A 15440-nucleotide genomic window follows, 5' to 3' on the forward strand; every position below is an offset into this window, starting at 1 on the left:
TGTTTGTAATATTCATTACGTTTCGAGATATCTTTCTCATTTTTTGCAGAAACTAAATTAGCAACCATATTTCCAAATTCTGCTAACGCGGATGAGCGTGCGCTCATAAAATTACCAAAACTATTCCAACTCATTGAAGTAAGTCCTATATAAAAGCAAATTAAATTTTAAATATAAAATAATTAATACGATACAAACACTGTTTTCAATAAGAAAAAATGTTTTATACTTATCTAACAAGTACAAACTTTTGTTTCCATCATTAATTTCAAATATTACATTATCTATAAAATCTCCTTGAGGTTGATTATAAAAATAAATTTTAACAGGTTTTTTTGCAAATTTTATAAAATTGGCACATGGAGCATATGAATGAATACCACAAACCAAGCTTAATCTTATGGATTTATTTTTAACATCAGATGCAACTACATCAATATAAGGTGTTTCTCTAATTACCCTACCATATCTATGATTATCTTTTAATTTAGCATATCCATTTGAGTCATAAACATAATTATAACTATCATGTGGTTTTATCACCCCAGTAATCGAGGATATATTTTGTTCCTTTATTTGATGCTCAAATTTATAAAATTTTATATTTATCATACTAATATGAATTACCATCCATATAATAATAGAAATCGGCAATAAAAACAATAATTTGTTTTTTATGTTTTTTTCTAAAAATAATAAATTTACAGCAAGAAAGACGTTTGCAAAAAACAAAAACGCAAAAAAATCAAATAGAAAAACAAAATAACCAAACACTATATTAATTACTATCAAGGCTATATGTAAAACTATAAATACTAGTAAATAATTTTTATTTTTCATATGTCTCATTAAATAAAATATAGCTGGTATGATTTAGTGAATATCAATTTAGTGGCATAGAGTGTATACTCATCGTATTCACTCTCTCAGTCTTCAGGCTGCCTGAAAAGCCTTTGGCGGTGACTGTTTCTATGCCGTCGCCGTCCAAGTCTAGGGCGAGGGGATCGTAGACGTGGTATTTTCCATCACACGCAGAAAATTTTTTGCATTGTTTAGTATCACCACTACCAATCATTGTTACTCTCCTTGAGTTTAAGTCAAACAAAAAATGAAATTCAAATACTCTCTCTTAACTTATTGAGATCAATCATCAATATAAATAAAAAATATAAACTACCAGAATAACCAAAGCCACGAAAAATTTTTTCCAATATTTCACTATTTAAACAAAAAGCACCGCATACCCACGTTGATGATTCCGAAATAAAACACATCCATATTTCCATTACTGCCAACCATGACACTACTATCCTAATCAAAAATACTTTTTTATCTGCCCAAGCACTTTTTATATTTAACAATACAATATGATTTTGTAATTTAAAATCTAAGCTTTGCATTTTTCTAACCAGTGCAAACAAACAACCAAGCGCAATAAAAAAAGATTGGTAGGACTGGTAAAAAGGTAGAAATAGAATATTTAAGACCAATGAATAGATCCACATATACCTATTTGTTAAATTATTAATAAATTCTTTTTTGTTATCCATAAAATTTCCATAAAATATTGCGCTGATATTGCACTGAGTTTATTAGCAAACAACGTAAAGAAAATATTTATTATGATAAGTGTTTTTTAAGTTTCATTTTCAAATGATGGCGCGTAATAAAAAGTTTCACAAATCCGTTTTTCAGACTATCTAAGTATCTATTTTACAATCTATTTCAATAATCGTTATGTCTTAACAACTCTTCTTGGCATTATAGATGCTCACTCATATCATTTAATGATACTCTTGATTAATCTTTATGCGATTTAGCGAAATTAAAATTTCTCTTTTTTGTTTGAGGCTGTACTAGATTAGCAGATATGTTACCCCCGAAATATGAAGATAACACACTGCAAATTAAAGAAAAAAGTACAGAAAGAGCTGCTCCGTTTTTTTGTACTCGAAGTTACCGCCCGTTCTGCTGCCGATATTTTGGGTATCCATCCCAATTCGGCAGTCCTGTTCTACCGCAAAATCCGTATGGTCATCAGCCATTATCTGGCCTTGGCTGCCAATGAGGTTTTCGAGGGCTCTGTCGAGTTGGACGAAAGCTATTTCGGCGGACGGCGTAAAGGCAAACGTGGTCGCGGTGCGGCAGGAAAAGTGGTTGTCTTCGGCATTCTGAAACGTAACGGACGGGTCTATACCGTTGTCGTAGATAATGCCAAGTCCGATACTTTAATGCCTGTTATCAAACAGAAAATCATGCCGGACAGCATTGTTTATACCGACAGCCTGAGCAGTTACGACAAGTTGGACGTAAGCGGTTTTATCCATTACCGCATCAACCATTCCAAGGAATTTGCTGACCGTCAGAACCACATAAACGGCATTGAGAACTTTTGGAATCAGGCAAAACGCGTCTTGCGCAAATAGAACGGAATTGATCGCAAATCTTTCCCGCTGTTCTTGAAAGAATGCGAATTTCGATTTAACTTCGGCACACCGTCCCGACAGCTAAAAATTTTGCGGGATTGGTGTGGAATTTAGGGCTAATCTAGTACAGCCCCCTTATTTTTTAAGGTTTTGTACTTTATCTTAAGCATCCCAACTCAGCTTGAAACTATAAAACCGCGTGTCTGCCTGCCGAAAGTTCGCACCCTACACACGCAGGCTGCGCTTGTTTTTTTGGGATGTAGGGTAGGCATTATGCCCACACAGTTTCAGGCTGCCTTGAAATATGAAACGCGTGGGCAGCAAGTGCCCACCCTACGCTTGCTCCATAAGACATAATCAACTGTGCAATAAATTGTATAAGAGGATTATATTTGTACATAATTTTTATCTCTATGTTTCTGATTGGTTTATGATATTCGAAGCCTCCTTAGAATTTAAGTAGATAGTTTTCCTTGTCACTTCGCGCGTTGCTTGTCATTGATAATAAGTCACTTTACTCCTTTCTTGAAAAATCGTCAAGAACAGTTATCAATCTTTAAAATCTATTTAAAACAAAAATATACAGATATTTCAGGCTGCCTGAAACACAAAAAATAACATTATCCGACCGCAACAGAGTTCGGAGCAGCCTGCACCTTAACCCTGTTCCTTAACGGTATGCAGGAGGCACGAGAGGTGCGAGGCATCCTCATCTAACTCGATTCCTAAGCCGTTTTACCTTCCTGAAACGAGAACTTTTCCATACTTTCTCTTTACAATTCCCATATATATCCTTACAATGCGTTCTGCTGTTTTATTTATATATTTCTTTCTACTTAATATATTCCTTTTCCAGCCAGCCGTTATCCACATCCAATCTAACTATATTTTATTTATGTCTATCGTATCCGCACCGCTCCCCGCCCTTTCCGCCCTCATCATCCTCGCCCATTACCACGGCATTGCCGCCAATCCTGCCGATATACAGCATGAATTTTGTACTTCCGCACAGAGCGATTTAAATGAAACGCAATGGCTGTTAGCCGCCAAATCTTTGGGATTGAAGGCAAAGGTAGTCCGCCAGCCTATTAAACGTTTGGCTATGGCGACTTTACCCGCATTGGTATGGTGTGATGACGGCAACCATTTTATTTTGGCTAAAACAGACGGTGGGGGTGAGCATGCCCAATATCTAATACAGGATTTAACTACGAATAAGTCTGCGGTATTGTCTTTTGCCGAATTTTCTAACAGATATTCGGGCAAACTGATATTGGTTGCTTCCCGCGCTTCGGTATTGGGCAGTTTGGCAAAGTTTGACTTTACCTGGTTTATTCCGGCGGTAATCAAATACCGCCGGTTGTTTTTTGAAGTATTGGTGGTGTCGGTGGTGTTGCAGCTGTTTGCGCTGATTACGCCTCTGTTTTTCCAAGTGGTGATGGACAAGGTGCTGGTACATCGGGGATTCTCTACTTTGGATGTGGTGTCGGTGGCTTTGTTGGTGGTGTCGCTGTTTGAGATTGTGTTGGGCGGTTTGCGGACGTATCTGTTTGCACATACGACTTCACGTATTGATGTGGAATTGGGCGCGCGTTTGTTCCGGCATCTGCTTTCCCTGCCTTTATCCTATTTCGAGCACAGACGAGTGGGTGATACGGTGGCTCGGGTGCGGGAATTGGAGCAGATTCGCAATTTCTTGACCGGTCAGGCGCTGACTTCGGTGTTGGATTTGGCGTTTTCGTTTATCTTTCTGGCGGTGATGTGGTATTACAGCTCCACTCTGACTTGGGTGGTATTGGCTTCGTTGCCTGCCTATGCGTTTTGGTCGGCATTTATCAGTCCGATACTGCGGACGCGTCTGAACGATAAGTTCGCGCGCAATGCAGACAACCAGTCGTTTTTAGTAGAAAGCATCACTGCGGTGGGTACGGTAAAGGCGATGGCGGTGGAGCCGCAGATGACGCAGCGTTGGGACAATCAGTTGGCGGCTTATGTGGCTTCGGGATTTCGGGTAACGAAGTTGGCGGTGGTCGGCCAGCAGGGGGTGCAGCTGATTCAGAAGCTGGTGACGGTGGCGACGTTGTGGATTGGCGCACGGCTGGTAATTGAGAGCAAGCTGACGGTGGGGCAGCTGATTGCGTTTAATATGCTCTCGGGACAGGTGGCGGCGCCTGTTATCCGTTTGGCGCAGTTGTGGCAGGATTTCCAGCAGGTGGGGATTTCGGTGGCGCGTTTGGGGGATATTCTGAATGCGCCGACCGAGAATGCGTCTTCGCATTTGGCTTTGCCCGATATCCGGGGGGGAGATTACGTTCGAACATGTCGATTTCCGCTATAAGGCGGACGGCAGGCTGATTTTGCAGGATTTGAACCTGCGGATTCGGGCGGGGGAAGTGCTGGGGATTGTGGGACGTTCGGGGTCGGGCAAATCCACACTCACCAAATTGGTGCAGCGTCTGTATGTACCGGCGCAGGGACGGGTGTTGGTGGACGGCAACGATTTGGCTTTGGCCGCTCCTGCTTGGCTGCGGCGGCAGGTCGGCGTGGTCTTGCAGGAGAATGTGCTGCTCAACCGCAGCATACGCGACAATATCGCGCTGACGGATACGGGTATGCCGCTGGAACGCATTATCGAAGCAGCCAAACTGGCGGGCGCACACGAGTTTATTATGGAGCTGCCGGAAGGCTACGGCACCGTGGTGGGCGAACAAGGGGCCGGCTTGTCGGGCGGACAGCGGCAGCGTATTGCGATTGCCCGCGCGTTAATCACCAATCCGCGCATTCTGATTTTTGATGAAGCCACCAGCGCGCTGGATTATGAAAGTGAACGAGCGATTATGCAGAACATGCAGGCCATTTGCGCCAACCGGACGGTGCTGATTATCGCCCACCGTCTGTCCACTGTTAAAACGGCACACCGGATCATTGCCATGGATAAAGGCAGGATTGTGGAAGCGGGAACACAGCAGGAATTGCTGGCGAAGCCGAACGGATATTACCGCTATCTGTATGATTTACAGAACGGGTAGAAGGCGGGGGATGGGCGTGTAGGCTGCTTTTTTCGTAACGTTCTGCGTTTTCAGACCGTCGTTTACTGGGTTTACTGACTGAAATGAAACCAAAGTGCAGGCTGCCGGAAAGACTTTTTCTGTCTTTTTAGGCAGCCTGCACTTCTTTTTCACTCATCTAGAGACCTTTGCAAAATTCCCCAAAATCCCCTAAATTCCCACCAAGACATTTAGGGGATTTTCCATGAGCACCTTCTTCCGGCAAACCGCCCAAGCCATGATTGCCAAACACATCGACCGGTTCCCACTATTGAAGTTGGACCAGGTGATTGATTGGCAGCCGATCGAGCAGTACCTGAATCGTCAAAGAACCCGTTACCTCCGAGACCACCGCGGCCGTCCCGCCTACCCGCTGTTGTCCATGTTCAAAGCCGTCCTGCTCGGACAATGGCACAGCCTCTCCGATCCCGAACTCGAACACAGCCTCATCACCCGCATCGATTTCAACCTGTTTTGCCGTTTTGACGAACTGAGCATCCCCGATTACAGCACCTTATGCCGCTACCGCAACCGGCGGCGCAAGACGACACCCTGTCCGAATTGCTCAAACTGATTAACTGCCAACTGACCGAAAAAGGCCTAAAAGTAGAGAAAGCATCCGCCGCCGTCGTTGACGCCACCATTATTCAGACCGCCGGCAGCAAACAGCGCCAGGCCATAGAAGTTGACGAAGAAGGACAAGTCAGCAGCCAAACCACACCGAGCAAAGACAAAGATGCCCGTTGGATAAAGAAAAACGGCCTCTACAAACTCGGTTACAAACAACATACCCGTACCGATGCAGAAGGCTATATCGAGAAACTGCACATTACTCCCGCCAATGCCCATGAGTGCAAACACCTGTCGCCGTTGTTGGAAGGGTTACCCGAAGGTACGACCGTCTATGCCGACAAAGGCTACGACAGTGCGGAAAACCGGCAACATCTGGAAGAACATCAGTTGTTGGACGGCATTATGCGCAAAGCCTGCCGCAACCGCCCGCTGTCGGAAGTGCAAACCAAACGCAACCGATATTTGTCGAAGACCCGTTATGTGGTTGAACAGAGCTTCGGTACGCTGCACCGTAAATTCCGCTACGCTCGGGCAGCCTATTTCGGACTGATTAAAGTGAGTGCGCAAAGCCACCTGAAAGCGATGTGTTTGAACCTGTTGAAAGCGGCCAACAGGCTAAGTGCGCCCGCTGCCGCCTAAAAGGCGGCCCGGATGCCTGATTATCGGGTATCCGGAGAGGATTAAGGGGGGATTTGGGTAGAATTAGGCGGTATTTGGGGCGAAAACAGCCGAAAACAGCTGAAAACAGCTGAAAACCTGTGTTTGGGTTTCGGCTGTCGGGAGGGAAGGGAATTTTGCAAAGGTCTCAAATAGTACGGAATCGATTCACTTGGTGCTTCAGCACCTTAGAGAATCGTTCTCTTTGAGCTAAGGCGAGGCAACGCTGTACTGGTTTAAATTTAATTCACTATACTGCTGAAGTCGTGAATTAAATGCTAAATATCTAGCAAAAAAGTGCGGTCAAAATTTACCGCACTTTTCGTTTCGAACAATCGAATTATTTAATCACGCCACATGCCATACGTGGGCCGCCACCGCCAAGTGGAGCTGGATGATCGGAGTGATTATCACCACCCGTGTGGATCATAATAGAGTGACCGCGAACATCATCTAAATGTTTAAGACGTGGTGCTAAAACAGGATTTGTTGCTGTGCCATCATGCAATACAGTTAATGCAGGTAAATCACCTAAGTGTGCATCATCTTGCCATGGGTAACCATGTTGTTTTGCACCTTTAGGATCCCAGTGACCGCCTGCGCCTAAACCAGCTGTCAATTTACCTTCTTTTTCTTTTGGCTCACAGCTTGGGTTTTCATGGATGTGGAAACCATGTAAGCCTTCGCTTAATCCTTGTAAATCAGGGGTAAACACAAGACCATAGTTAGATTCAGTAATAGTCACTGTACCCACATCTTTGTTACCGTTTACTGGATCAAGTTGTTGCACTTTCACTTCAATAGAAGCACCTTTAGGTATCGTATTATGCTCGTGTGCTTGCGCAACACTAACTGAACATACTGCACTAACCGCTAGTGCTAATAAGGTTTTCATATTCATTGCAATCTCCTTTATTGCAGTAAAAACTCGCGACTATTTTAGTCAATTTTGTTTTAAAAGCCGATAAATTTTTACGAAAATTTTACATTAATTGTTATTTGCAGAAAATTAGAACCCGTTATCACGTCTTGGATAAATGCCAAAACCATTGTGATTCCGAGAATTAAAAAGAAAAATTTCGGAATCCTCATCCTTTTCTGAAACCTGATTGCGGTATCCATGGCTTTGTCTTTGTCATTTAAGTTTGTGTTCATGTTTTTGACCTTCTTTGCTTTTTAAATCCTTTTTAAATTGCCGACTTCTTCCGTTCCAAATGTCCCATTTGAACATTATCCCGCCGCCTAAAATACGACCCAAATTCATCGGTTGTTCTTGCTGCGATACCTGCAAACAACAGTTCAATGGGTTTATTTTGTTTATTCTAACCTATTACCGTTTAAATAAATTTCCAAAGGCTTGGGCAAACCGTAATCTTTCAAATGCGCCGGCTTTATCCAAATGCCGTCTGAAGGGCTTTCAGACGGCATTTGTGCTTCAAAGGGCGTAATCAATAGCAGCCGGTGCGTCAGGCGGTGGGTCAGGGCGGTTTGTTCGTCCATATCTGCCATGGTCAGGGAGAATTTGGCGGCAAAGTCGGAAAGCCCGTTCAAACTTTCAAAACACGGCACGCAATACAGCCCGCCCCAAATGCCTTTGGCGGGGCGTTTTTCCAGCAAAATCGCGCCGTCCCGGTTGCGGACAATCAGCCAGTAAAGCGGCAGGGTCGGTACTTCGGCGGCGGTTTTTTTGCGCGGCAGCTCGGCGGTGCGGTTTTGCTTTTTCGCTTCGCAGATGTCCGCCATCGGGCATTGGTGGCACAAGGGTTTCGTCCGTTTGCACACGGTCGCGCCCAAATCCATCAAACCTTGTGTATAGGCAGGCATATCGGCGTTTTCAGACGGCAGCAGGCTTTCGGCAAGTGTCCAGAGCGAGTTTTCAAATTTTTTGTCCTGCGGATTGCCGTCGCGGGCGAACACGCGGCAGAGTACGCGTTTGACGTTGCCGTCCAAAATGGTTTCGCGGCGGTTGAAGGAGAAGGCGCAAATGGCGGCGGCGGTGCTTCTGCCTACGCCGCAGAGGGTTTCCAAGTCTTTGCGCTCCGACGGAAACGTGCCGCCGAATTGTTCGACGACTTGTTGCGCGGCTTTGTGCAGGTTGCGCGCGCGGCTGTAATAGCCCAAGCCCGCCCACAACGACAACACTTCGTCTTGCGGCGCGGCGGCAAGCGTCTGAACGGTCGGGAATTTTTCTAAGAAACGCGGATAGTAGTCCAACACGGTGGCGACCTGCGTTTGCTGGAGCATGATTTCGGAAAGCCAGACGCAATAAGGGTTTTTGACCTGCCAAGGGAGGTGGTGGCGACCGTGTTGTTTTTGCCAGCGGATGAGCCGTTCGGAGAAGGGGATGGGTGTGTTCATTAATATCAATCGGTGGTTTTATTTATATTTAAAACAGTATGTTATTGTATAACATTGTGAAAATAATTCTTATTGACTTATTTTTTGTAGGGGCATATAACTCATATAAGGAAACTTTATTGCGGTATTGAAATTATTTATCAACAAGCAAGGAGTATCAGCATGAAAGCAATGGTTTATCACGGCGCAAACGACATCCGTTTTGAAGAAAAACCCCGTCCGCAGATTATCGATCCGACCGATGCGGTGGTGAAAATCGTCAAAACCACGATTTGCGGTACCGATTTGGGTATTTGGAAAGGCAAAAAAACCCGAAGTCGCCGACGGCCGTATTCTCGGTCATGAAGGCATCGGTATTGTAGAAGAAGTCGGCGAGGCTGTAAAAAACATCAAAGTCGGCGATAAAGTCATTATTTCATGCGTCAGCAAATGCTGTACTTGCGACAACTGCAAAATCCAACTTTATTCGCATTGCCGCAACGGCGGCTGGATTTTGGGCTACATGATTGACGGCACGCAGGCAGAATACGTCCGCACGCAGGCAGAATACGTCCGCACGCAGGCAGAATACGTCCGCACGCCTTATGCCGACAACAGCCTCGTGCCGCTGCCCGACAACGTCAACGAAGAAGTCGCCCTGTTGTTGAGCGACGCTTTGCCGACCGCACACGAAATCGGCGTGCAATACGGCGATGTCAAACCCGGCGACACCGTATTCATCGCAGGTGCCGCTCCTGTCGGTATGTCCGCCTTGCCGACCGCCCAACTGTACAGCCCCGCCGCCATCATTGTTTGCGATATGGACGAAAACCGTTTGAAACTGGCGAAAGAGTTGGGCGCAACCCATACCATTAACCCTGCTTCCGGCGATGTAAGCAAGCAAGTTGCCGCTATCGTCGGCGAAGACGGCGTGGACTGCGCGATCGAAGCCGTCGGTATCCCTGCAACTTGGAATATGTGCCAAGACATTGTGAAACCCGGCGGCCATATCGCCGTTGTCGGCGTACACGGTCAATCCGTTGATTTCAAACTGGAAAAACTGTGGATTAAAAAGCTTGCCATCACTACCGGCCTGGTAAACGCCAATACCACCGAAATGCTGATGAAGGCAATTTCCAGCAGCTCCGTCGATTACACCAAAATGTTGACCCACCGTTTCAAATTCAGCGAATTGGAAAAAGCCTACGACGTGTTCAAACACGCCGCCGAAAATCAAGCGATGAAAGTGGTTTTGGAAGCGGATTAATCGGCGTTGAATCAGTTGTTTTTTAAGCGGATGCCGTCTGAATGCGTTTCAGACGGCATTTTTTCAGCCGCGTAGTATGGGCTGTCCGGCTGCTGTCGAATGAACTGAACGTTATTTTTATTATGCGGAAGGCGGATGGGCATTTTAGGGGCGGTATGTCTGATCAGTGCTGCCGTGTATGCCGACTGTGCCCTCAATCGGCAAAATGCCGTCTGAAACGGGAAAGGTTTTTCAGACGGCATTTTTACGATGCGAATCAGGCTTTGGGTTTCAACGCCGCCGCTTCTTTGGCGAGGCGGGTGATGGTGTCCCAGTCTTTGTTTTTCACGGCTTCTTTCGGTGTCAGCCAAGAGCCGCCGACGCACAGGACGTTGGGCAGTGCCAAGTACTCGGGCGCGGTGGCGAGGCTGATGCCGCCTGTCGGGCAGAAGCGAACATCGGCGTAAGGGCCGTACAGGGCTTTGAGCATGGCTTTGCCGCCGACGACTTCGGCGGGGAAGAGTTTGAGGGTGTCGATGCCGTGTTCCAAAGCCAGTTGGATTTCGCCCGGGGTGGCAACACCGGGAATCAGGGGGATGCCGCTGTTGTGGCCGGCTTTGGCGAGGGATTCATGCAGCCCCGGGCTGATGGCGAAAACCGCGCCTGCGTCTTCGACGGCTTTGAGCTGTTCGGGATTGGTTACCGTACCTGCGCCGACGATGGCGTTGGGCACTTCTTTGGCAATCAGGCGGATGGCATCGAGGCCGACAGGGGTGCGCAGGGTGATTTCGAGGGTAGGGATGCCGCCTTCGACAAGGGCGTGGGACAAATCGATGGCGGTGCTTAAGTCGTCAATCGCCATTACCGGCACAACTGCGCCGGCGGTCAAAATTTCGCGGGGGGTCAGTTTGGACATTTCGGTTCTCCGGGTGGAATGGGGTATTTTATTAAGATGGGACAGGTTGTAGGTCGGATTCAAGAAACCGACATCTTGGACGGCTGTGTCGGATTCGAGAATCCAACCTACGTCTATCTTAAAACGCTTGAATAATTTTTCAGACGGCCTTCGGTCTGAAAAGGCCGTCTGAAACGCGCATCAGGCAAATTCGCCGCCGAAACTCATGGCACCGGTTTCCGCGCTGCTGGTCATGCTGCGGAAGTTGGCGAAGAGTTCGCGGCCGCAGCCTTGTTGGTTCGCGCCCAAGTCGATGCTTTCGACTTCGCGGGCATTCCATTCGGTTTCGTTAATCAGGACGTTGAGTTCGCCGCTAACGGAGTCGAAGCGGATCAGGTCGCCGGTACGGATTTTGGCGATGTTGCCGCCCATCAGGGCTTCGGGCGTCATGTGGATGGAGGCCGGAACTTTGCCGGATGCGCCGGACATACGACCGTCGGTCAGCAGTGCCACTTTGAAGCCGCGGTCTTGCAGGATGCCCAAAGGCGGGGTCAGTTTGTGCAATTCGGGCATACCGTTGGCGCGCGGGCCTTGGTAGCGGACGACGCAGACGAAATCGCGTTCCAACTCGCCGCGTTCAAACGCAGCCAATACTTCGCGTTGGTCGTTGAACACGATGGCAGGCGCTTCAATAATGCGGCAGCCTTCGCGCACGGCGGACACTTTAATCACGCCGCGTCCGATGTTGCCTTTCATCAGGCGCAGACCGCCGTCGGGGGAGAACGGGTTGTCAGCTTTGCGCAGGATGTCGTCGTTGCCGCTGGTTTCGGGGGCTTCGCGCCATTCGAGTTTGCCGTCGATGAGGAAAGGCTCTTTGGTGTAGTGGCGCATACCGTGTCCGACGATGGTATCGACATCGTCGTGCAACAGGCCTGCATTCAGCAATTCGCGGATAACGAAAGGTAGGCCGCCGGCAGCGGTAAAGTGGTTTACGTCGGCTTTGCCGTTGGGGTACACACGGATCAGCAATGGGATGATGGAAGAAATTTCGTCAAAGTCGTCCCAGTTCAAAATCACGCCGGCGGCGCGTGCCATGGCAACGAGGTGCATGGTGTGGTTGGTTGAGCCGCCGGTTGCCATCAGGCCGATTAGGGCGTTGATGAAAGATTTTTCGGTCAACATTTCACCCAATGGTTTAATCGTGCCGTTTTTGATGCCGCGCGCGAGGTGTCCGGCGGCATAGCGGGTCAGGGCTTCACGCAGGTCGGTGTAAGGGTGGACGAAGGCGGCGGCAGGCAGGTGTACGCCCATCATTTCCATCATCATTTGGTTGGAGTTTGCCGTGCCGTAGAAAGTGCAGGTGCCCGGGCTGTGGTAAGAACCCATTTCGCTTTTCAAAAGTTCGTCTCGTCCGACTTTGCCTTCGGCGAAAAGCTGGCGGGTGCGGGCTTTTTCTTTGTTGCCGATGCCGCTGGACATCGGGCCTGCGGGGACGAAGATACCCGGAATATGACCGAACGAAAGCGCGCCTATCATCAAACCCGGCACGATTTTGTCGCATACGCCCATAAACAGGCTGCCGTCAAACATTTGATGCGACAGACCGATAGCGGTACTCATGGCGATCACGTCGCGGGAAAACAGCGACAATTCCATACCGGCGTAGCCTTGCGTGATGCCGTCGCACATGGCGGGTGTGCCGCCGGCGACTTGGGCGGTCGCGCCGTTTTTCTGCGCTTCGTCTTTAATTTGGTCGGGGAAGTCTTTAAACGGCTGGTGTGCGGAAACCATGTCGTTGTAGGCGGTGATGATGCCTAAGTTGGGGACGGTTTCCTGGAGCATTTCGATTTTGATGCTTTTGGGCATAGAGGCATAGCCGTGCGCCAAGTTGGAGCAGCCGAGCTGGTTGCGCTCTAAGCGTCCCATTTGTTTGGCACTGTGGATTTTCGCCAGATATTTTTCACGCGTCGGACGGCTGCGTTCAATAATGCGCCCGGTGATTTCGGCGAGTTTGGAGTGGATAGGAGTAGTGTTCACGGTCGGTCTCCTGTCGGAACGGGGGGTATTGGGGATTTGTTTGTGCGTTTCTGATTTTTTGTATTGGGTGTGGGGCATTTGGCGTTTCAGACGACCTTTCAAACCTTACAAGGGGTCGTCTGAAAACCTCACTATAGTGGATTAACTTTAAACCAGTACGGCGTTGCCTCGCCTTAGCTCAAAGAGAACGATTCTCTAAGGTGCTGAAGCACCAAGTGAATCGGTTCCGTACTATCTGTACTGTCTGCGGCTTCGTCGCCTTGTCCTGATTTTTGTTAATCCACTATATTTTAAAAGGTATACCGTCTGAAAGTGGGAAGCGGGTGTTATTATAGTACAAAATTTGTAATTTTGTTACAAAAAAAATCAGACATCGAAAAGAAATTTGATTTAAATCGCAGAATCTTTCGATTGTTGTAACGGAATAGGGGAAACCTGCCCGATTTTTGGACTAGGTCAAATAAATTGTAAAAATGGGAATAGACAAAAAGTGTAGCGGTGTGTAGTATTACTACTCATTATGCCGCCTGCCTTTGTTTCCGATATTGCGATGCAGCGTGATGGGGAAAACAGGTTTCAGACGGCATCGAAAAATTCTTTCCTGACGAGATAATGCGATGAGTACACAAACAAATTTTGATTTGGTGTTGTTCGGTGCGACCGGCGATTTGGCAATGCGCAAACTTTTGCCCTGCCTGTATCAGGCGCACGTGGCCGGTTTGCTTCATCCCGAAGGTCGTATTTTGGGTGTGAGCCGCAGCGAATTGGATACCGAAGGTTTTCTGGCGAAGGTGGAAACCAGTTCCAAAATCCATGTGAAAGAAAATTTTTCCGATGAGGCTTGGGCATCGTTTGTCGAACGTCTCGCATATCTCAAAGTCGATGTTACGCAGCCGGACGATTTTGCTGCTTTGGGCGATTTGGTCAAAGCGCGCAAGAATACTGAAAATGTCGTGATCTACCTCTCAACTGCGCCGAAATTCTTTGCGCAAGCCTGCGAGAACCTTGCTGCGATCGGTTTGAATGCCGACAACGTGCGCGTGGTTTTGGAAAAACCGTTGGGTACGGACTTGGCTTCTTCCCAACAAATCAATACTGATGTTGCGCGTTATTTCAAAGAAGGGCAAATTTACCGCATCGACCACTACCTTGGCAAAGAAAGCCTGCAAAACCTGCTTGCGCTGCGTTTTGCCAATGTAATGTTCGAGCCGCTGTGGAACAATAAATATATCGAAAGCGTGCAGTTGACCATCGCCGAACAGCTCGGTGTGGAAGAGCGCGGTGAGTTTTACGACATTACCGGCGCGTTGCGCGATATGGTGCAAAACCATTTGATGCAGATGTTGTGCATGACTGCGATGGAAGCCCCCGCCAGCTTGGATGCCGACGCGGTGCGCGATGAAAAAGTCAAAGTCATCAAGTCATTGAAGCCGCTGACCGTCGAATCTGTCAATGAAAACGTCGTGCGCGGACAATATACCGCCGCCAAAGGCATGAACGGCTATCTTGAAGAAATCAACGTTCTGCAAGACAGCTTTACCGAAACCTACGTCGCCATTAAAGCCGAAATCGAAAACGAACGCTGGAAGGGCGTTCCCTTCTACCTGCGTACCGGCAAGCGCATGGCGGGCAAAGTGGCGGAAATCGTTTTGAACTTCAAAGATTTGAACAGCCATATTTTTGAAGGCAGCCGCACCGCGCCCAACCGGCTCGTTATCGAGTTGCAACCATATGAATCCGTGCGCCTCTATACGCAGATGAAAACCCCGGGGGCAGGAAATAAGGTCGAAACCGTGCCGCTGGCAACCGATTTGGGCAAAGCATTGGAAAGCCGCCGCGCGGAAGCTTACGAGCGCCTGCTGCTGGATGTGATTAACGGCAAACTCGCTTTGTTTAACCGCCGCGACGAACTTGAAGCCGCGTGGGAATATGTGATGCCGATTTTGGAAAACTGGACAAATAACACCACGCCGCCGCACGGCTACGGCGCACACTCGTGGGGGCCTGAAGCCGCGCGCGAACTATTGGCGCGCGACGGACACAAGTGGCACGAAGAGCAGTAATACAATAATGCGTTCAGACGGCATGGGGTTTGAAATGCCGTCTGAACGTAAGTAAAGCAGTATAGTGGATTAACAAAAATCAGGACAAGGCGACGAAGCCGCAGACAGTACAAATAGTACGGCAAGGCGAGGCAACGCTGTACTGGTTTAAATTTAATC

Annotated in this window: 8 protein-coding genes and 5 pseudogenes; 5 read left to right on the forward strand and 8 right to left on the reverse strand. The window is 47.9% G+C overall.

Annotated features, from left to right (window positions below):
• Positions 1 to 120: 120 nt before the first annotated feature.
• From IUJ45_RS10675 to IUJ45_RS10680, 3 genes and pseudogenes are all read right to left on the reverse strand, one after another.
• Positions 121 to 840 carry a hypothetical protein gene (locus tag IUJ45_RS10675; protein WP_002220794.1) on the reverse strand — a complete coding sequence of 240 codons (720 nt, stop codon included), beginning with the start codon at positions 838 to 840 and terminating at the stop codon, positions 121 to 123.
• Positions 841 to 934: 94 nt separating this feature from the next.
• Positions 935 to 1060, reverse strand: a pseudogene (locus tag IUJ45_RS11270) (FrpA/C); the annotation flags it as partial.
• A gap of 55 nt (positions 1061 to 1115) precedes the next feature.
• Positions 1116 to 1550, reverse strand: coding sequence for a hypothetical protein (locus tag IUJ45_RS10680; RefSeq protein ID WP_002246249.1), 435 nt, complete (start codon positions 1548 to 1550; stop codon positions 1116 to 1118).
• A gap of 336 nt (positions 1551 to 1886) precedes the next feature.
• Here IUJ45_RS10680 and IUJ45_RS10685 point away from each other — a divergent pair.
• The 3 pseudogenes from IUJ45_RS10685 (at position 1887) to IUJ45_RS10695 (ending at position 6685) form a co-directional block, all read left to right on the forward strand.
• Positions 1887 to 2540 (forward strand): annotated as a pseudogene (locus IUJ45_RS10685) (IS1595 family transposase).
• Between the two features lie 685 nt (positions 2541 to 3225).
• Positions 3226 to 5455: pseudogene (locus IUJ45_RS10690) on the forward strand (type I secretion system permease/ATPase).
• Positions 5456 to 5678: 223 nt separating this feature from the next.
• Positions 5679 to 6685, forward strand: a pseudogene (locus tag IUJ45_RS10695) (IS5 family transposase).
• Between the two features lie 358 nt (positions 6686 to 7043).
• On the opposite strand, the gene sodC reads toward IUJ45_RS10695, so the two are convergent.
• Both sodC and mutY read right to left on the reverse strand, forming a co-directional pair.
• Positions 7044 to 7604, reverse strand: a complete 561-nt coding sequence (gene sodC, locus IUJ45_RS10700; protein WP_002220801.1) for a superoxide dismutase family protein — start codon at positions 7602 to 7604, stop codon at positions 7044 to 7046.
• 416 nt (positions 7605 to 8020) lie between these two features.
• A complete protein-coding gene (gene mutY / locus IUJ45_RS10705; protein WP_002245965.1) occupies positions 8021 to 9061 on the reverse strand; it encodes an A/G-specific adenine glycosylase in 1041 nt (346 codons plus the stop codon).
• 162 nt (positions 9062 to 9223) lie between these two features.
• On the opposite strand from mutY, the pseudogene IUJ45_RS10710 reads away from it, so the two are divergent.
• A pseudogene (locus IUJ45_RS10710) lies at positions 9224 to 10307 on the forward strand (zinc-dependent alcohol dehydrogenase family protein).
• An 11-nt stretch (positions 10308 to 10318) separates the two neighbouring features.
• Here IUJ45_RS10710 and IUJ45_RS10715 read toward each other — a convergent pair.
• The 3 genes from IUJ45_RS10715 to edd all read right to left on the reverse strand — a co-directional run bounded on the left by IUJ45_RS10715 (position 10319) and on the right by edd (position 13218).
• Entirely contained in the window at positions 10319 to 10549 is a 231-nt protein-coding gene (locus IUJ45_RS10715) for a hypothetical protein (RefSeq protein ID WP_153317799.1), read from the reverse strand.
• A gap of 14 nt (positions 10550 to 10563) precedes the next feature.
• Entirely contained in the window at positions 10564 to 11202 is a 639-nt protein-coding gene (locus IUJ45_RS10720; protein WP_002225133.1) for a bifunctional 4-hydroxy-2-oxoglutarate aldolase/2-dehydro-3-deoxy-phosphogluconate aldolase, read from the reverse strand.
• Positions 11203 to 11382: 180 nt separating this feature from the next.
• Positions 11383 to 13218, reverse strand: a complete 1836-nt coding sequence (edd, locus tag IUJ45_RS10725; RefSeq protein ID WP_002246988.1) for a phosphogluconate dehydratase — start codon at positions 13216 to 13218, stop codon at positions 11383 to 11385.
• Between the two features lie 617 nt (positions 13219 to 13835).
• Between edd and zwf the strand changes: the two genes are divergently transcribed.
• A complete protein-coding gene (gene zwf / locus IUJ45_RS10730; protein WP_002246984.1) occupies positions 13836 to 15281 on the forward strand; it encodes a glucose-6-phosphate dehydrogenase in 1446 nt (481 codons plus the stop codon).
• The last annotated feature ends 159 nt before the right edge of the window (positions 15282 to 15440 follow it).

The organism is Neisseria meningitidis (assembly GCF_022869645.1).
GTDB lineage: Bacteria > Pseudomonadota > Gammaproteobacteria > Burkholderiales > Neisseriaceae > Neisseria > Neisseria meningitidis.

Bases quoted from the DNA above. Each gene is read 5' to 3' on its own strand.
- mutY (WP_002245965.1), bottom strand. From the start codon at position 9,061: ATGAACACACCCATCCCCTTCTCCGAACGGCTCATCCGCTGGCAAAAA.
- zwf (WP_002246984.1), top strand. From the start codon at position 13,836: ATGAGTACACAAACAAATTTTGATTTGGTGTTGTTCGGTGCGACCGGC.
- IUJ45_RS10680 (WP_002246249.1), bottom strand. From the start codon at position 1,550: ATGGATAACAAAAAAGAATTTATTAATAATTTAACAAATAGGTATATG.
- IUJ45_RS10715 (WP_153317799.1), bottom strand. From the start codon at position 10,549: ATGCCGTCTGAAAAACCTTTCCCGTTTCAGACGGCATTTTGCCGATTG.
- sodC (WP_002220801.1), bottom strand. From the start codon at position 7,604: ATGAATATGAAAACCTTATTAGCACTAGCGGTTAGTGCAGTATGTTCA.
- IUJ45_RS10675 (WP_002220794.1), bottom strand. From the start codon at position 840: ATGAAAAATAAAAATTATTTACTAGTATTTATAGTTTTACATATAGCC.
- IUJ45_RS10720 (WP_002225133.1), bottom strand. From the start codon at position 11,202: ATGTCCAAACTGACCCCCCGCGAAATTTTGACCGCCGGCGCAGTTGTG.